13 protein-coding genes, 1 tRNA gene and 2 pseudogenes are annotated in these 17,683 nt (G+C 59.7%); 9 read left to right on the forward strand and 7 right to left on the reverse strand.

Annotated elements, in window-relative coordinates:
- Positions 1-180: 180 nt before the first annotated feature.
- Entirely contained in the window at positions 181-375 is a 195-nt protein-coding gene (locus MN188_RS11115; protein ID WP_242109122.1) for a hypothetical protein, read from the forward strand.
- Between the two features lie 38 nt (positions 376-413).
- Here MN188_RS11115 and MN188_RS11120 read toward each other — a convergent pair whose 3' ends face one another.
- Positions 414-1,511 carry a TIGR03032 family protein gene (locus MN188_RS11120; protein WP_242109123.1) on the reverse strand — a complete coding sequence of 366 codons (1,098 nt, stop codon included), beginning with the start codon at positions 1,509-1,511 and terminating at the stop codon, positions 414-416.
- A 418-nt stretch (positions 1,512-1,929) separates the two neighbouring features.
- Entirely contained in the window at positions 1,930-2,568 is a 639-nt protein-coding gene (locus tag MN188_RS11125; RefSeq protein ID WP_242109125.1) for a hypothetical protein, read from the reverse strand.
- Here MN188_RS11125 and MN188_RS11130 point away from each other — a divergent pair.
- Positions 2,558-3,904 carry a helix-turn-helix domain-containing protein gene (locus MN188_RS11130; RefSeq protein ID WP_242109126.1) on the forward strand — a complete coding sequence of 449 codons (1,347 nt, stop codon included), beginning with the start codon at positions 2,558-2,560 and terminating at the stop codon, positions 3,902-3,904. The genes MN188_RS11125 and MN188_RS11130 overlap by 11 nt on opposite strands.
- Positions 3,905-4,263: 359 nt before the next feature.
- Here MN188_RS11130 and gcvA read toward each other — a convergent pair whose 3' ends face one another.
- Positions 4,264-5,160, reverse strand: a complete 897-nt coding sequence (gcvA, locus tag MN188_RS11135; RefSeq protein WP_338023244.1) for a transcriptional regulator GcvA — start codon at positions 5,158-5,160, stop codon at positions 4,264-4,266.
- A gap of 108 nt (positions 5,161-5,268) precedes the next feature.
- Here gcvA and MN188_RS11140 point away from each other — a divergent pair, with 108 nt between their 5' ends.
- Both MN188_RS11140 and MN188_RS11145 read left to right on the forward strand, forming a co-directional pair.
- Positions 5,269-5,976, forward strand: coding sequence for an SDR family oxidoreductase (locus MN188_RS11140; protein WP_242109131.1), 708 nt, complete (start codon positions 5,269-5,271; stop codon positions 5,974-5,976).
- Positions 5,977-6,038: 62 nt separating this feature from the next.
- A pseudogene (locus tag MN188_RS11145) lies at positions 6,039-6,893 on the forward strand (NAD(P)/FAD-dependent oxidoreductase).
- Between the two features lie 50 nt (positions 6,894-6,943).
- Here MN188_RS11145 and MN188_RS17620 read toward each other — a convergent pair.
- From MN188_RS17620 to MN188_RS11155, 3 genes and pseudogenes are all read right to left on the reverse strand, one after another.
- Positions 6,944-7,837, reverse strand: coding sequence for a tyrosine-type recombinase/integrase (locus MN188_RS17620; protein ID WP_338023246.1), 894 nt, complete (start codon positions 7,835-7,837; stop codon positions 6,944-6,946).
- 45 nt (positions 7,838-7,882) lie between these two features.
- Positions 7,883-8,023, reverse strand: a pseudogene (locus tag MN188_RS17625) (Arm DNA-binding domain-containing protein); the annotation flags it as partial.
- Between the two features lie 267 nt (positions 8,024-8,290).
- Positions 8,291-8,377: transfer RNA gene (locus MN188_RS11155), tRNA-Leu, on the reverse strand.
- Positions 8,378-8,531: 154 nt separating this feature from the next.
- Here MN188_RS11155 and MN188_RS11160 point away from each other — a divergent pair.
- Complete coding sequence (locus tag MN188_RS11160; RefSeq protein ID WP_242109134.1) at positions 8,532-9,512, forward strand: complex I NDUFA9 subunit family protein; 981 nt, start codon at positions 8,532-8,534, stop codon at positions 9,510-9,512.
- A 57-nt stretch (positions 9,513-9,569) separates the two neighbouring features.
- On the opposite strand, the gene MN188_RS11165 is transcribed toward MN188_RS11160, so the two are convergent.
- Complete coding sequence (locus MN188_RS11165) at positions 9,570-10,373, reverse strand: undecaprenyl-diphosphate phosphatase (protein WP_242109135.1); 804 nt, start codon at positions 10,371-10,373, stop codon at positions 9,570-9,572.
- Positions 10,374-10,597: 224 nt separating this feature from the next.
- Here MN188_RS11165 and MN188_RS11170 point away from each other — a divergent pair, with 224 nt between their 5' ends.
- The 4 genes from MN188_RS11170 to gltB are packed head-to-tail and all read left to right on the forward strand — an operon-like array spanning position 10,598 to position 17,682.
- Entirely contained in the window at positions 10,598-12,031 is a 1,434-nt protein-coding gene (locus MN188_RS11170; protein WP_242109136.1) for an NAD(P)-dependent oxidoreductase, read from the forward strand.
- Positions 12,028-12,726: a hypothetical protein gene (locus MN188_RS11175; protein WP_242109137.1), complete on the forward strand. Its 699-nt coding sequence runs from the start codon at positions 12,028-12,030 to the stop codon at positions 12,724-12,726. Before MN188_RS11170 ends, MN188_RS11175 begins: the two co-directional genes overlap by 4 nt.
- The gene (locus MN188_RS11180) at positions 12,716-13,147 is read left to right on the forward strand and encodes a GFA family protein (RefSeq protein ID WP_242109138.1); all 432 of its coding nucleotides are present in this window, start codon (positions 12,716-12,718) and stop codon (positions 13,145-13,147) included. Before MN188_RS11175 ends, MN188_RS11180 begins: the two co-directional genes overlap by 11 nt.
- Entirely contained in the window at positions 13,144-17,682 is a 4,539-nt protein-coding gene (gltB, locus tag MN188_RS11185) for a glutamate synthase large subunit (RefSeq protein WP_242109139.1), read from the forward strand. The genes MN188_RS11180 and gltB overlap by 4 nt, the downstream gene beginning before the upstream one ends.
- Position 17,683: the final 1 nt, after the last annotated feature.

Genomic DNA, 17,683 nt, shown 5'->3' on the forward strand with positions numbered 1-17,683 from the left:
TCTAACCGTTGTGATCGTAGCAGTGTCTTCCGACCGCCAACGCACCTTTCTTGAGCTTCAGCACGAACGCGAGAAAGTCCGCGCCAAGATCAGCGCCTTGCGCGTCCGGCTTGAGGCCAGCCTGGACGCGCATTTCAAGGCGGTTCGCGGTGTGGCGCCACCGTGTCGACAAAGTCCGACATGTCGCATGAGCGTTTCATCTACCCCCGGCTGATCGAACTTGTGCTCGATCCGACGCGCATCACGCTCGGACAGCTCGAAAGCCCACTCTTGGATGAACGCGACCAGTCGCCAAGCCAAGGTATTCAGGTAGCCAAATTGATGGAGGTCGACTTTTTGTCGCGGCACCTGCAACAGCGCAAGCCAACGGCCTGAACACCCGATCGATATCCTGCGTCCGCCTCTTATCTGCTTTATGTTGGCGGCGGCGTGGCGATCATGCCGCCATAGGTGATCAGATTGGCGGCCTCCTCCGAGACCGGCGGCACCGCGATCGGGCAAACCGAACCCGGAATCACCGCGACATCAAAGAGCTCACCCACGCCGCCATCGACGCGAAGCCAATCGGTGCAGCTTCCCTTGGACAGATCAATCACCTGCACGCCGCACCAGGCGTCACTGTCCGCATCCCGCAGCCGTTGATCCAGCGCCAGCCCCTCAAAGCGCTGATAGCGCGGGCGCGACAGGCCGACGAAGGCCAGGTTGCCGGCAAAGCTCAGACCGCGCAGGAAGCCCGGGCAAAACACTTTCGGCTTGAACCGCCCCATGCCACCGGGCGTGTCGAAGGCGACGAACCCAAGCTCTCCGGTCCCCGAGTTCAGCAGCCACAGCTGGCCGTCATGCATCCGCGGGCTGTGCGGCATCGACAAGCCTTCGCAGACGACTTTGCCGGTTTCGACATCCACGACGATGCCCCCATCCGCGCGACGATCTCGCCAGCCGTCGATTGTATCCGAACGCGACACGGCGGTGACATAGCGCGGCCTGCCGTTCTCCATTGCCAACCCGTTCAGGTGGCAGCGGTCCTCATCCACAAGGGCCGAGATGAACGGCGGGCGCCAGATCTCCTCAAAGGAATGCCTGGCCGACGGCACCGCCAGGCAGTTGAACCGCGTGTTCACGAACACCGCCCGGCCCTGATCATCAATGCCAATATCATGGGCGTCCAGCGCGCCAGTGACATGAGTCACGCGCGGCACGAAACAGGTGTCGAACGCGCCGTTCACCATTTGACCGGGGTCCAGGATGTTCTGAAATCTGAGGATCTGGTAGCCCGCCGTCATCGTCAGCCCGCCGTCATCGTCCAGACACAACCCCATCGGCTTCGGCATGGCCGCTTGATGAATGTTCACCCCGTCCTGCGCATTGCGCCCGACCAGATATAGAAAGCCTGACTGGTAAGACGTCACTGCCAACGACGCATTCAGCCCCGCCAACCGACCGGCCAGATTGGCGGACACGGAAAAGGTGGTCTCTTCCCCCGGAGGTTCTTCGCGACCGCATTGCGCCATGACGTGTGTTTTCCCAAGCCGACTCGCCCAATGGCAGTTTCGCGGATTTGTGCGCCCGGAACCACTGAAATCAAGCCTGAATGCGCCACGCAAACGGGGCCCGGTATGGCGAAAGCGTTTTCTGTGTCGGGAGAATGGTGCCCAAGAGAGGCATCCAAACTGTATTTTAGTAATTGAATATCAATAACTTACATGAGGCTGATTCCTGAATGCGGTCCCAAAAGTGGTTCCGATAATACTGAATCCCAGAGTTCGGTTCGCATGGCAGACGTTCGCGCTGACTGGTACAAACGTCTGCAATGCGGGGCAAAGCACCATTTGGTTGAAGCTGGACCAGTGTCTGCTTTTTGAAAGGGTTGACCTGATCGACCTGTTTGAAGACTTTTCTGTCCCTTATCCGCTGATGGGGACGAGCAGCCTAGTGACTGGCAACCAACGGCCGAGGTTGGCGCACTGTTTTCCAGAGCCAAAACAGCATAAGGAGCATGATTGTCAGTTCAGGCAGTGACAAAACGCCCGAATTTTGCACCGCGTCTGGAAACACAGAAGCCCCCGGTCCGGTAAATGCTGATCCAGCCGCGATGAAAAAACCGATACACATCCGCAAAAGATGCTGGGCGATCCGATGTCTGTTTGAAATCTGTGTTCCAAAAACCATGCGCATATCGCCGACAAAGGCGACGGCAGCCATACCGAACAAGAAAAAGTAATCCTCAGCCGCGAAGCCGTACAAGCGCGCGTCTGGCATTGTCGTGGCGTACCAGCCTGCACTGAAAAGAGCGACCGCGTTGAGGGCATTCAACCCTGCGATAGCGATGAACCATCTTCTTGCGCCTCGCGCACGAATGCGCACAGCCAATACACCGCTTGAGACCAGGGTTGCTCCAAGGATACCCGCATGAAATGTGATCCAGAACGTTTCGTATTTTAACGCTCCAAGGATGGCGCCCAGCACGGATGCCACCCCCATGCTGATGACAAACACACGGCCAGCGCTCACATGCACCTTGCGCCCTTTGCGCGATCCGAGGGCGATGGTGCCCACAATGACGGCCAATGTGCCGAGCGTAACATGTGCAAACAATGTGATGATATCTGGGGTGGGCATAACGTATTCTTTCCGCTGTGATGGTTTCGCCCGGTTATGCGCATCCTTGCCATCCCTGTCGTCCGCGCATGACGGCGAGGACATTTTATTTCTGCCCTTTCGAACCTGCGGTTGCGTTGATGAGGTCGGTGAAACCAGCGTATCAATGAGTATGGAAAACGCTGCCGTTCTGACCCTCGCCGGACTTTGTCTTGGCATTGCCCTGACCGGGCTCCTTGCCGTTGTGTTGCGGAAAGGAAGCCTGCGCGAACGGCTCAGCCTCGGGGTGGTCTACGTCGCATTTATTGGAATGATCGCACTACCAATCGTCAGAACTTTCACTGGAGCCGCTTTGATCAACTACATGCCGTTGTTGCTGGTCATGCTGCTGGCGCTGCCGCCGGCCTTTTTTCACTACATCGCGGCCAAAACAGCAACGGCATCACACTCGCAAATCCCATGGCGTGATCTGGCATTGCCATTGACGGGCGGCGTGGTCTGCATCGGGTTTTGGATCCTCCCGGCGCAAGCCAAAAGAACAATGCTTATATCAGGCGAATTGCCTCCGGGGTTTTGGCCAGGTGTTCTCGCCCTGTCGACATTTGTGCTGATCCTGATCTGGTTGATCGCGTCCTTCGCCTACCTTGTCGCGATACTGCGCCGCCTCACGACCTACCGTGCCCATATCCGGCAACTCTACTCGGACGTCGAAGAACGGGATCTACGCTGGGTCGATGTGGTGATGGTCCTGCTGATCCTGATCTGGGCCGCAGGGGCTTTTTCCCTCGCCGATGAAAACTTTGCGGACGGCACTTTGTTCGTCGAAGAGCTGCTTCTTGCGCTGATCGCCGGCGGCTTGTTGGTATTGAACGTTTTTGCCCCGATCACACCACCAGACGTCAACACTGCGGTTGAAGAAGACGAGCAAGATCTCAAATATGCCCGCTCTGCGTTGACGTCTGCCCACGCGCAAAAGTTGGCCGTCCGTCTCGAGGCGGCGATGCAAAAAGATACGCTTTACCTCGACCCCAACCTGTCGTTGCAAAAGCTGTCGCAGCAAGTGGGCGCGCTGCCAAACCAAGTGTCACAAACACTAAATCAAGAGATCGGCGCAACCTTCTTCGACTATGTTGCACGCTGGCGGATAGAGGCTTCAAAGCCTCTGATCACGGCAGGCGATGCATCGGTGCTTACTGTTGCCCTAGAGGTTGGCTTCAACTCCCGCTCAACATTCTACAAGGCCTTCAAACGTGAAACGGGCATGACCCCGAAAGGTTTTCGCGCCTCGCAACTTAACACAGGTTAGAAGCTGACAGTCAGGCAAGTTGCAGCATTGATCAAAATGGGCTCGGAGCCGCCGTTCGCTGCAACTTGCCCCGATGGCCATTAAGCGGGACAAACGGACTCGTGCGAGCGCGGCTAGTGCTCGTGAAGAAATTCCTCGCCATTGCAGCGCGCTTCTCTCTGCGATGCAGCCCATTTCGTCGAAGCGGTCGTTGAGCCCAGCAAAGCGGCGCCAAATCCATACCGACCATTCGCTGCGAGCCGCCTGAACTGGAAGGGAGCGGGACTTGTCTGCCGTTTGCACGACCGGATACCTGCATTGCAAAGTCTTGCCGACAAATTCGCGTTTTCGAACTGGATATTCTTTTCAACACACGGAAATCAAACGGGGCAGGCCTGCCCGATAAGCCAATCCCTCATGATCGCAACAATCGTTGGATTTCTTGGTTCGCGCGGAGCGACCACATAATACCCCTCGTCTGTCTCCATTGAGTATTCAACTGGTTGGCATAAGCGGTTGGCCCGAAGATCAGCCGCCACGAATTCACGGTTGGCCAAGGCAACACCCTGGCTTGCCAATGCGGCATCAATGGCCATGGACGTTAGGCTGAACGCCATGGTCTTCATGTTAGATACTGGCTGTTCCCCAAGAGCAGATTCAAGGAACAGGGGCCATTGGCCATGGGAATCCTCAAGCAGTACGTGGTTGAGCAGATCTTGTGGCGACTGGATCGGGTTCTGTCCGGTGGCAAGATCCGGGTGGCAGACAGCGATCAGTTTGGCAGTGAACAACGGTTCAGCCACAAGACCAGGGCCAAAAGGCGGCTTTCCCTGCCGGATAGCAATGTCGACCCCGTCGCTCTGGAAGTTGGCAAGGCTGTTCGACGCGTCCAGGCGCACGCTGATCTCGGGATGATCCTTGGCTAATGCGCCCAGTTTTGGCACCAGCCATCTTGTCGCAAAAGAAGGGGTGGAACTAATCGTCATGACGGCGTTTTGAGGTTTCAGATTGCTCGTCGCTTCACCGATCATATCAAATGCGCGACGAATGGGCGGCAGGTATTTGCGGCCCTCATCCGTTAAGGCAAGCCCTCTGGCATGCCTGTTGAACAACTTGATTTTCAACAAGTCTTCGAGCCCGCGCACCTGTTGGGCAACGGCGCCTTGCGTGACGCCAAGCTCTTTGGCGGCAAGCCTGAAGTTCAGATGTCGCCCAGAGGCTTCAAACGCCTTCAAAGAATTCAATGGCGGGAGCTTACGCAATCTGGGCCCAATCAAGTCAGTAGAATTTCTATAGAGTTATGGCAGAATTACTGGTTAGTCAAACAGCCGAAAGAACGCCAGGTTGGAGCCAGATCGACAACATGGGCTTTACGGAGACGGAAAATGGCTGACAAGAAAGTGGCAATCATCATGGGTGGCGGCAGTGGCATGGGCGCGGATAGTGCGCGTCGGCTTGCGGCTGATGGCTTCAATGTCGCCATCCTGTCTTCTTCCGGTAAAGGCGAGGCACTGGCCAGGGAACTGGGCGGGATCGGCGTAACCGGCACCAACAAATCCAGCGAAGATATGCAGAAACTTGTCGACGCTGTGATGGAGAAATGGAGCCGCGTTGATGTGCTGGTCAATTCCGCAGGTCATGGGCCTCGTGCACCGGTTCTAGAAATCAGCGATGAGGATTGGCACGAAGGCATGGAGGTCTATTTCCTGAATTCCGTACGTGCCACGCGGATTGTTGCTCCGATCATGATTGCGCAGAAATCCGGCACGATCATCAACATCTCGACCTTTGCCGCCTTTGAACCCGACGCGGTTTTCCCGACCTCGGGCGTGATGCGCGCCGGTCTGGCAGCATACTCTAAACTGTTTGCTGACAAGTATGCGGCTGACAATGTTCGTATGAACAACGTTCTGCCGGGCTTTATCGACAGCCTGCCGGAAAACCCGGATTTCATGGCAAAGATCCCCATGGAGCGCTACGGCAAATCCTATGATGAAATCGCCGCGACCGTGGCGTTCCTCGCCTCCGAAGGCGGCGCCTACATCACCGGCCAGAACATCCGCGTCGACGGCGGCATCACCCGCTCGGTCTGATCCGGTCCCCAACCACGAAAGACAAAATCATGAAACCGACTTCGAAGGACTCCTCGTGGGAGATGGACCTCCCTGTGTTTTCCGCCACGCCGAAACACGAAGCCTATGACGTTGTTATAATCGGCGGGGCCACCATGGGGGCCTGCACCGCCTGGTTTCTGGCCTCCAACCCGGATTTCAAGGGAAAGGTGCTGGTGGTTGAGCCTGATCCGACCTTCTCCAAGGCGCAGACCGGGGCCTCGAACAACTGTATGCGTCAGCAGTTTGCCAACCCGATCAACGTGAAAATCGGCCAATATGCGGCGGAGTTCGTGCGCAATTTCCGTGAAAACCTTGGTGGCGACCCCAATGTGCCAGAGTTGAGCATTCGCAACTTTGGCTATCTCTATCTGTCCGATAACGCCGACCTAACCAAGGTTCTGCAGAGAGATCAAAGTGTACAGGAAGAATGTGGCGCAGGTACTCGGATGGTCGCACCGCAAGAAATTGCCGATGCCTACCCGTTCTAAAAGCTGGACGACATCGAAGCGGGCAGCCTGAACACAATTGACGAGGGGTATTACAATGCCCCGCTGATGGTTGAATGGCTGATCAAGAAGTCGGTCGAGGCGGGCGTTGACTATGTCCAGAATTCGGTCACCGCAATCAGCCGCGAGGGCGACAAGGTCACCGGCGTAACCCTTGCCACCGGCGAGGTTATCCATGCAGGCGCCATCGTCAATGCGTCCGGCAGTCGAAAACGTGAACATCTAGAGGCCCTATCGACTTCCAAGGCCTTGTCGCTAGGCACTCAAGACAACCAGCAGTTCGATCGTCTCCAAAAGAAGCTTGAGAAAACATTGCACCAGCCACAGTGCTCGGCATTTGGCGTAGAAGGGAAAAAACCGTTCCGGAGCCAATTTGGGACCCGAAACTAGTTGAATACTTTTATTCGCTGTTGCTCAGGAAAGAACGCAGTTCGGTTCCTTCAAAGTGATCTGAATTCATCACATAGGTCCGCCCAGATCTGCCCTAGTTCTACGCGCTGATTCCAGTAGGTCGTGCGGTTGTAAGTCCGCCTGATCACGTTTGTGTCTTGATGTGCTAATATGGCTTCAATGACATCAGGGTTATACCCACGAGAATTTAGAACTGTGCTGGCGGTTACTCGGAAGCCATGCGCGGTGACCTCATCACCGGAGAAACCGAGCCGTCTCAAATCGGTATTGAAGGCGTTTTCGGAAACCAGTTTCCGGTTCGAAATCAAGGACGGGAACAGCAACTCGACGCCTTTGATTTCGGACCAGTTCTCCATGACGATTTCAAAGGCCTGGTCAGAAAGTGGTACCTTGTGTTCACGCCGCATCTTCATGCGTGTGGCTGGGATCGTCCATGTTCGGGCATCAAGATCGAATTCCTGCATTCTCGCGCCTCGGGTTTCGCCAGGGCGTGTGCAGGTCAAAATCTGGAACTTCATGGCCGCCGGAATAACCGGCCAGCCTGGATAGTCATCAAGACGACGCAGTAACTGCCCGAATTCCTTCTCGTCAGTGATGGCTGCGCGACCTTTCACTTTGGGCGGCAGCAACGCATCCTTCAAAGCCGCTGAAGGATCAGCAGGCGCGCGCATTGTGACCATAGCGAGACGGAAGATTGCCGAGATGGTTGCACGCAGTTTCTTCGCTGTTTCGCGCCGGCCGCTGCGTTCGATCGGTTTCAGGAGATGCAGGAGCTCGGCAGCGGTGATTTGGTCGATTGGACGGTTGTGCAGTGGTTTCGCTAGGTCTTCGATATGCCACCGCTTCTTGCGTAGGGTTGCCGGGGCCAGTTCCCGATCTACCAAGCTTTCGTAGTATTCATCGGCCACCTCCTTGAACGTCATGCGCGCCTTCGCATGGGCGTCAATTCGGTCGAGCTTCTTCTGGATGGAAGGGTCTGTATCTTCGGCCAAAAGCCTTTTGGCTTCATCACGTTTGCGGCGAGCATCTGCCAACGACATCACAGGATACGGCCCGATGGTGAGAGTTTTCTCTTTTCCCATGAATTGGTAGCGAAACTGCCAGGATTTCGTACCGGTCGGTCAAACCAACAAATACAGGCCCCAACCATCATGGACGCGAAAGGGTTTATCCTTTTGTTTAACTTACGTATCTGAAGGTCCGACAGGGGCATATTGGACACAGGATTCCCGAATTGCTCGTTTTGCGAGGCCGTGCCCAGATCTGTACCCAGGAATGGGTGCGATTTGCTGGGTACAGGGGGTCAGCTGTGAGCAGCAGAATACCGCAAATACCCTTGTTTTTCAAGGTTTTTGAGCATCTATGTTTGGGATGAATGGTGCCCAGGAGAGGACTCGAACCTCCACATCGTTGCCAATACTAGCACCTGAAGCTAGCGCGTCTACCAATTCCGCCACCTGGGCAGGTGTCGTCGTGAAGCCGCGATGTAAAGACAGTCGCGAGGGGTGTCAACGGGATTCGTGCTGGTTCTTCCATAGAAAATTGCATCTGCTTTGCGACTTGTTCAAAACGCCTGAAAAAGATAAGCAAGGCCCAACGAATTCAAGGAGACCGCCCATGTCGAAACTCGTCACCATCTATGGCGGATCGGGCTTTGTTGGCCGCTATATCGCGCGCCGCATGGCGAAACAGGGTTGGCGCGTGCGCGTCGCCGTGCGCCGTCCGAACGAGGCATTGTTCGTGAAACCCTATGGCGCCGCTGGTCAGGTCGAACCGATCCTGTGCAACATCCGTGATGACAACAGTGTGCGGGCCGCAATGCAAGGCGCCGATGCGGTGGTGAACTGCGTCGGGGTGCTGTTGTCGATTGGCAAAAACAGCTTTGACGCCGTGCAGCACGAAGGTGCGGGCCGGGTGGCACGCATCGCCGCCGAGGAAGGCGTGGGCGCCTTGGTGCACCTGTCCGCCATTGGCGCCGATGCCGGCAGCGACTGCGAATACCAAAAATCCAAGGGTGAAGGCGAAGCGGATGTAACCGCGGCCTTCCCGAACGCCGTGATCCTGCGCCCGTCGCTGGTCTTCGGATCCGAAGACGGGTTCTTCAACCGGTTCGCCGGGATGACGCGGTTTGGCCCGATCCTGCCGATCGTCGGCGCCGACACCAAGTTCCAACCGGTGTTCGTGGACGACGTGGCCGCAGCTGCCGAGATGGGCGTTCTGGGCCAGGCCGATGCTGGCGTCTATGAGCTGGGCGGCCCCGACGTGGATACGATGCGCGGCCTGATGGGCCGGATGCTGGACGTGGTTCAACGCCGCAGCCTGGTTCTGAACATCCCGTTTTGGATCGCACGCATTAAAGCCTGGTGGTTCGACCTGTTTCAGAAACTCTCGGGTGACCTGATCCCCGCGCTGTTGTCGCGCGATCAGGTGAAGGCGCTGCGTTGCGACACCGTCGTAGCGGACGATGCGCAGGGCTTTGACGCGCTTGGCATCACTCCCACGGCAATGGGCGCGATTTTGCCCGATTACCTGTGGCGGTTCCGCCCCTCGGGGCAATATGCGGCGATCAAAAATTCGGCCAAGAACCTGAAGGCCTGAGCCCTGCCCCAATTCGAAACGGCACCCGTCGGCCCCACGGTCGGCGGGTGTTTTCGTTCAGGAATAGGCGATGACCAACAAGGCGACGCCCAAAATCACACGATAGATCACATAGGGCGTGAAGCTGACGGATTTCAAAAGCCGCATCATCAAGCTCAGCGCCAGAAGCGCCGAGACGAAGGCAAAGCCCGCCGCGATCGCCCCATCGCGTGCGGCCTGTGCGTTGGCCGTCGTGGCAACCTCAAGTCCAAGAAGCACGCCCGAGGCGATGATGGTCGGGATCGACATCAGCATGGCCAGCTTTGCCCCGCCTTCGCGGTCATAGCCCAATGCCCGCGCACCCGAAATGGTCGCGCCTGAGCGTGAAGTGCCGGGGATCAGCGCGATGGCCTGCCACAGCCCCATGATGATCGCGTCTTTCAGGCTCCAGTCGGTGTCGGTTTTTTCCGTGCCACCGCGCTGATCGACCACGTAAAGCACGATGCCGAAGCCCAGCATGGTCCAGCCAATCACGGTGATCGAGCGCATTGCGTCGTTCAACCCGGTCAGTTTCAGCACCAGCCCGGCCAGAATGACCGGCACCGTCGCCACCGCCAGCAGAAAAGCCAGCCGCGACCCCGGCGTGTCGATGCGCCCCGTCAACAAGCGCGGAATGCCGGCAAGCCCCTGCCGGACGTCGGCCCAGAAGTATCCGATCACGGCAAACAGCGTGCCCACATGCACCGCCACATCGATCACCTGGCCTTGATCCTCCAACCCCGTGAGCGAAGGAATCAGAATCAGGTGGCCCGAGGACGAGACCGGAAGAAACTCGGTAAGCCCCTGAACAACGGCGATAATGAACAGATGGATGAGTGACATGTTGCCCCGGCCTGACTTCGGTTTCGCGTAAGCTAACCGACCGGAATCAAAAGGAAAGCAGATAAATACATATCAGTTCGGACCCATTTCTGCGCCCACATGCTGCAAAATCAACGATGTGAACGTGCATTTCTTGATATTAGGTCAGCAATTATGCCTTTTCTTTTCCTCCATCTCGCAATAGACAGACGATCCGAGAGATCAGACCGACCGGAGGCCCTGGGATGGCAAAGCAGCCGATGCTGAAATTCGTGAACGTGGACCGGGACATGCCCGAAAAGCGGGATGCCGATACGCGCAGCCACGACTTCAACGAAATTTACGCCGAATTCGCCAAGGCGAAGGCCGAGGAACAAGCCAGCCGGTGCAGCCAGTGCGGCGTGCCCTATTGCCAGGCGCATTGCCCGCTGTCCAACAACATCCCCGACTGGCTGCGCATGACGGCCGAGGGGCGGCTCAAGGAAGCCTATGAGCTGAGCCAAGCCACCAACACCTTCCCGGAAATCTGCGGCCGCATCTGCCCGCAAGACCGCCTGTGCGAAGGCAATTGCGTGATCGAGCAATCGGGCCATGGCACGGTCACCATCGGCTCGGTCGAGAAATACATCACCGACACAGCCTGGGAAAACGGCTGGGTTGAGGACATCGTGCCCGGTGCGGACCGCGGCGACAGTGTAGGCATCATCGGCGCGGGCCCCGGTGGCCTGGCCGCTGCCGACGTGTTGGTGCGCGCGGGCGTGCAGGTCACGGTCTATGACCGCCATGACCGCGCGGGCGGGCTGCTGACCTATGGCATCCCCGGCTTCAAGCTGGAAAAGGACGTGGTCATGCGCCGGATTGCCCAGCTGGAAAAGGCAGGCGTGAAATTCGTGTTGAACTGCACCGTGGGCGAAGACCTGTCGTTCCAGGCCATCCGCGGCCAGCATGACGCAGTGCTGATCGCCACCGGCGTGTACAAGACGCGTGACCTTGGCGGCCCAGGCGCGGGGGCGGCGGGCATCGTGAACGCGCTGGATTACCTCACCTGCTCCAACCGCCTGAGCTTTGGCGACGAGGTGCCGGAGTTTGACAGCGGCGAGCTGAACGCCGAGGGCAAGAAGGTTGTCGTGATCGGCGGCGGGGATACTGCGATGGATTGTGTGCGCACGGCCATTCGTCAGGGTGCCACGTCGGTCAAATGCCTGTATCGCCGCGACCGCGCGAACATGCCCGGATCGCAGCGTGAAACCCAGAACGCGGAAGAAGAGGGCGTGGAATTCGTCTGGCTCGCCGCGCCGAAAGGGTTCTCGGGCGATCCCGTCACGGGCGTGATGGTCCAGAAAATGCGCCTGGGCGCACCGGATGCGTCGGGCCGTCAAAGCCCCGAGGTGATCGAAGGCGCGGATTACGTCGAAGACGCCGATCTGGTCATCAAGGCGCTGGGGTTTGAACCCGAAGACCTGCCCACCTTGTGGGGTGAGGCCGACCTGCCGGTGACCCGCTGGGGCACGGTGAAGGCCACCTTCACCACCGGCCGGACCGAGTTGGACAACGTCTGGGCCGTGGGCGACATCGTGCGCGGTGCCTCCCTTGTGGTCTGGGCCATCAAAGACGGGTGCGACGCAGCCGAAAACATCCTGGCCAGCCTGGACGCGCAGGCCTCTGTGGCGGCCGAGTGAGCAAAGCCGCGCATATCGCCCTGGCCGCTCTGGCCCTGAGTGCTGTCCCCGCCGGGGCCGCGGAGTTCGCCGTGCCGAAAGGCTGTGACGCCTTCCTGACCGTGCAGACGAAATCCTGCGAAGTGGCATTGCTGTGGCGCTGTGACGTGGCGCCCGAGGGCGACCACTGGGAAGCCCGGTTCGACCGCGACGGTCTGTTGGCCATCACCGCCTATGACGCAGAATACCAGTGGCTGGAAAGCACCTTCATGTGGGACGGATCGCACGAGATGCTGTTGACGTCCGAAGACCCGATTTCCTTTTCGGAACTTCTGGAAACCGGCACCGACACCTTTGCCTTTTCGGTCCAGCGCAATGATCAGGACGGAACCGAGCTTCAGTTGGTGATCGGGGTCGACCAGCTGACCGGGGAAACCACCGAAATCGACGGCGTGCCGCTGGAACTGACGGTGACCGAGCACAAGTACCTGACCGATGCCGGCAAGGTGGATTACCACGCCCGCGGCCAGCAATACGTGAGCCGTGAGATGGGCCTGTTCTTCCTGGGGCGCGACGAGTTGATCGAGGGCGACCGGGTGACCGAGTTCGACAGCTCTCCGGTGGATTTCATGTTCCCCGGCGACACAGGGTTCGGTGGCACAACGCCGCTTTACGGCTGCGACGAAATCAAGGCGAGGTATCACGATGCAGGGTAAATGCATGTGCGGCGCGGTCACCGTGACCGCCACCCCGACCCGAAAAAGCCTGTCGGCCTGTCATTGCGACATGTGCCGGGCCTGGACCTCGGGCGCGTTCATCGCGATGGAATGCGCACCGGGGAACGCCAGTGCCGACGGGCCGGTGAAAGTGCTGGAAACCAGCGACTGGGCCCGCCGCGCGGCCTGCGCCCACTGCGGCAGCCCGCTTTGGTACGAGCTGAAAGTCGGCCCCGTGGCCGGTCAGCGGCAGGTGGCTGCCGGATTGTTCCCGGACCTGGGCGACATGCGCCTGGGGTTGGAGCTCTACATTGACAAAAAGCCGCATGGCTATGCCTTCGCAGGCGCAGACCAGCGCAAACAGATGACCGAGGCCGACATGATCGCCATGTTCGCCCCGAAGGACGGAGAAGACAGATGACTAAATTCGATGCCGATTGGGCCGCAAACGAAGAAGCCCGCCGCGCCTATATGGCCGAACATTCGCTGTACCGCGCAGAGGATGAGCATTCGTCCTGTGGTGTTGGCCTTGTCGTGTCGATCGATGGCAAACCCTCGCGCAAGGTCGTGGACGCGGGCATCGACGCGCTGAAGGCGATCTGGCACCGGGGTGCTGTGGATGCGGACGGCAAGACCGGCGACGGCGCCGGTATCCACGTACAGATCCCCGTCAACTTCTTCTATGACCAGATCCGCCGCACCGGGCACGAACCGCGAATGGATGAGCTGATGGCGGTCGGTCAGGTGTTCCTGCCTCGCACCGATTTCGGCGCGCAGGAGACCTGCCGGACCATCGTGGAAACCGAAGTTCTGCGCATGGGCTACTACATCTATGGCTGGCGCCACGTGCCGGTGAACATCGAATGCCTGGGCGAAAAGGCCAACGCCACCCGGCCCGAGATTGAACAGATCCTGATCTCGAACACCAAGGGCGTGGACGAAGAAACCTTCGAGCGCGAGCTTTACGTGATCCGCCGCCGGATCGAAAAAGCCGCCATCGCTGCAGGCGTGCGCGAGCTGTATCTGGCAAGCCTCAGCTGCCGCTCGATCATCTACAAGGGCATGATGCTGGCCGAGCAGGTCGCGGTTTTCTATCCCGACCTGATGGACGACCGGTTCGAAAGCGCCTTTGCGATCTATCACCAGCGCTATTCGACCAACACGTTCCCGCAATGGTGGCTGGCCCAGCCGTTCCGCATGCTGGCCCACAACGGCGAGATCAACACCCTGAAGGGTAACGTGAACTGGCTGAAGTCCCACGAGATTCGCATGGCGTCCGCCTCGTTCGGCGACCATGCTGAAGACATCAAGCCGATCGTCGCCAGCGGCGCATCGGACAGCGCCGCGCTGGATGGTGTGTTTGAGGTTCTGGTGCGCGCGGGCCGCTCGGCCCCGATGGCAAAAACCATGCTGATCCCCGAAAGCTGGTCGAAACAGGCGGTGGAACTGCCGCAGGCCTGGATCGACATGTATTCCTATTGCAACAGCGTGATGGAACCGTGGGACGGCCCCGCTGCGCTGGCAATGACCGATGGTCGCTGGGTTTGTGCCGGGCTTGACCGCAACGGCTTGCGCCCGATGCGTTACGTCGTGACCGGCGATGGCCTGGTCATCGCGGGTTCCGAAGCGGGCATGGTGCCCACCGACGAAGCTTCCGTGGTGGAAAAAGGCGCATTGGGTCCGGGGCAAATTCTGGCCGTGGACATGAAGGACGGCGCGCTGTTCCATGACACCGAGATCAAGGACAAGCTGGCCGCCAGCCAGCCGTTCGGCGAATGGGTCGGCAAGATCAAGGAACTGGACGCTGACCTGGCCTCGGTCGAGGAAAAGCCGTTGTTCGCGGGTGAAGACCTGCGCCGCCGCCAGATTGCCGCCGGGTATACGTTGGAAGAGCTGGAGCAGATCCTGGCGCCGATGGCCGAGGACGGCAAGGAAACGCTGGCCTCGATGGGCGATGACACGCCCAGCGCGGTGCTGTCGACCAAGTACCGGCCGCTCAGCCACTTTTTCCGCCAGAACTTCTCCCAGGTGACCAACCCGCCGATCGACAGTCTGCGCGAATTCCGCGTGATGAGCCTGAAAACCCGGTTCGGCAACCTCAAAAACGTGTTGGACGAAGACAGCAGCCAGACCGAGATTCTGGTGCTGGACAGCCCCTTCGTGGGCAACGCGCAGTTTGACGAACTGGTCGCCGGCTTCAATGCGCCGATGGTCGACATTGACTGCACCTTCCCCGTGGACGGCGGCGACAGCGCCCTGTCCGCCGCGCTGTCCGCGATCCGCGAACAGGCCGAAGAGGCCGTGCGCTCGGGCGCCGGCCATCTGGTTCTGACCGATCAGGGGCAGGGCGAGGGTCGCGTCGCCATGCCGATGATCCTGGCCACAAGTGCCGTGCATTCGTGGCTGACCCGCAAGGGACTGCGCACTTTCACGTCGCTGAACGTGCGGTCCGCCGAATGCATCGACCCGCATTACTTTGCGGTTCTGATCGGCTGCGGCGCCACGGTGGTGAACGCCTATCTGGCCGAAGACAGCCTGGCCGACCGGATTGGCCGCGGGCTGCTGGACTGCACCCTGACCGAGGCCACGCGGCGGTACCGCGAGGCGGTGGACCAAGGTCTGCTCAAGATCATGGCGAAGATGGGGATCAGCGTGATTTCGTCTTATCGTGGCGGTCTGAACTTCGAGGCCGTAGGCCTGTCGCGCGCCATGTGTGCCGAGTATTTCCCCGGCATGACCAGCCGCATTTCCGGCATCGGTGTCGGCGGTATTCAGCGAAAGCTGGAGGCGGTGCATGCACAGGGCTTCGGTCACGCGGGGAACGTGCTACCGGTCGGTGGCTTCTACAAGGCGCGCCGGTCGGGCGAGACCCATGCTTGGGAAGCGCAGACCATGCACCTGATGCAATCGGCCTGCGACCGTGCGTCTTACGAGATGTGGAAGCAGTATTCGGCGCGCATGCAGTCGAACCCGCCGATCCACCTGCGCGACCTCTTGGACATCAAGCCGCTGGGCAACCCGGTGCCGCTGGAAGAGGTTGAAAGCATCACCGCGATCCGCAAACGCTTTGTCACCCCCGGCATGTCGCTGGGCGCGCTCAGCCCCGAGGCGCACAAGACGCTGAACGTCGCGATGAACCGGATCGGCGCGAAATCCGACTCTGGCGAGGGCGGCGAAGATCCGGCGCATTTCCACCCGGAACCCAACGGCGACAACCCGTCGGCGAAGATCAAGCAGGTCGCGTCGGGCCGGTTCGGTGTGACCGCCGAATACCTGAACCAGTGTGAAGAGCTGGAAATCAAGGTGGCCCAGGGCGCCAAGCCCGGCGAGGGCGGCCAGCTGCCCGGCATGAAGGTCACCGACCTGATCGCCCGCCTGCGGCATTCGACCAAGGGTGTCACGCTGATTTCCCCGCCGCCGCACCACGACATCTACTCGATCGAGGACCTGGCGCAGCTGATCTATGACCTGAAACAGATCAACCCGCGCTGCAAGGTGACGGTGAAGCTGGTGGCCTCGTCCGGCGTTGGCACGATCGCCGCCGGTGTGGCCAAAGCCAAGGCCGACGTGATCCTGATTTCGGGTCACAACGGTGGCACGGGTGCCTCGCCCGCCACGTCGATCAAGTTCGCCGGTCTGCCCTGGGAAATGGGCCTGACCGAAGCGCATCAGGTATTGGCAATGAACAACCTGCGCGAGCGGGTGACTTTGCGCACCGATGGCGGCCTGCGCACCGGCCGCGACATCGTCATGGCCGCGATGATGGGGGCCGAGGAATACGGCATCGGCACCGCAGCCCTGATCGCGATGGGCTGCATCATGGTGCGTCAGTGCCAGTCGAACACCTGCCCGGTGGGCGTCTGCACCCAGGACGAAGCCCTGCGCGGCAAGTTCACCGGATCGGCGGACAAGGTGGTGAACCTGATCACCTTCTACGCCCAGGAAGTCCGCGAAATCCTGGCCCGGATCGGCGCCCGGTCGCTGGATGACGTGATCGGCCGTGCGGACCTCTTGAGCCAGGTCAGCCGCGGCTCGGCCCACCTGGATGATCTGGACCTGAACCCGCTGCTTCTGACCGTCGATGGTGCGGATCGCATCGTTTACAACCGGGGCAAGGACCGCAACGTTGTGCCCGACACGCTGGACGCCGAGATCGTGCGTGACGCGCATCGGTTCCTGGAGGACGGCGAAAAGATGCAGCTGTCCTATGCAGTTCAGAACACGCACCGGACGGTCGGCACGCGGGTCTCCAGCCACATCGTGCAGAACTTCGGCATGCGCAATTCACTGCAGGCCAACCACCTGACGGTGAAGCTGACCGGGTCCGCCGGCCAGTCGCTGGGTGCCTTCGCGGCGCCGGGGCTGAAGCTGGAAGTGTCCGGCGACGCCAACGATTATGTCGGCAAGGGCCTGTCGGGCGGCACCGTGGTGGTGCGCCCGCCGATGGCCTCGCCGCTGGTGGCCAGTGAAAACACCATCATCGGCAACACGGTGCTGTACGGTGCCACAGACGGCTTCCTATTCGCCGCCGGGCGCGCCGGCGAACGCTTCGGCGTGCGCAACTCGGGCGCTTCGGTGGTGATCGAGGGTTGCGGCACCAACGGCTGTGAATACATGACCGGCGGGGTTGCGGTGATCCTGGGCTCGATCGGCGCAAACTTCGGCGCCGGGATGACCGGCGGCATGGCGTATCTTTATGACCCCGATGGCGTGGCACAGGATTACATGAACCTTGAAACGCTGGTGACCTGCCCGGTTGCGGTGGATCATTGGGAGGCACAGCTGAAAGGTCTGATCGAGCAGCACCTTGAGGAAACCGGATCGGCCAAGGCCGCCGAGATCCTGCAACACTGGGACCTTGAAAAGGGTCATTTCCTGCAGGTCTGTCCGAAGGAAATGCTGGCCCACCTGCCCGCCCCGCTCAGTGAAGACGCGGGTGCCATTCCGGCAGAATAAG

Origin of the sequence: Aliiroseovarius subalbicans (genome assembly GCF_022678625.1) — a bacterium.
Lineage (GTDB): Bacteria > Pseudomonadota > Alphaproteobacteria > Rhodobacterales > Rhodobacteraceae > Aliiroseovarius_A > Aliiroseovarius_A subalbicans.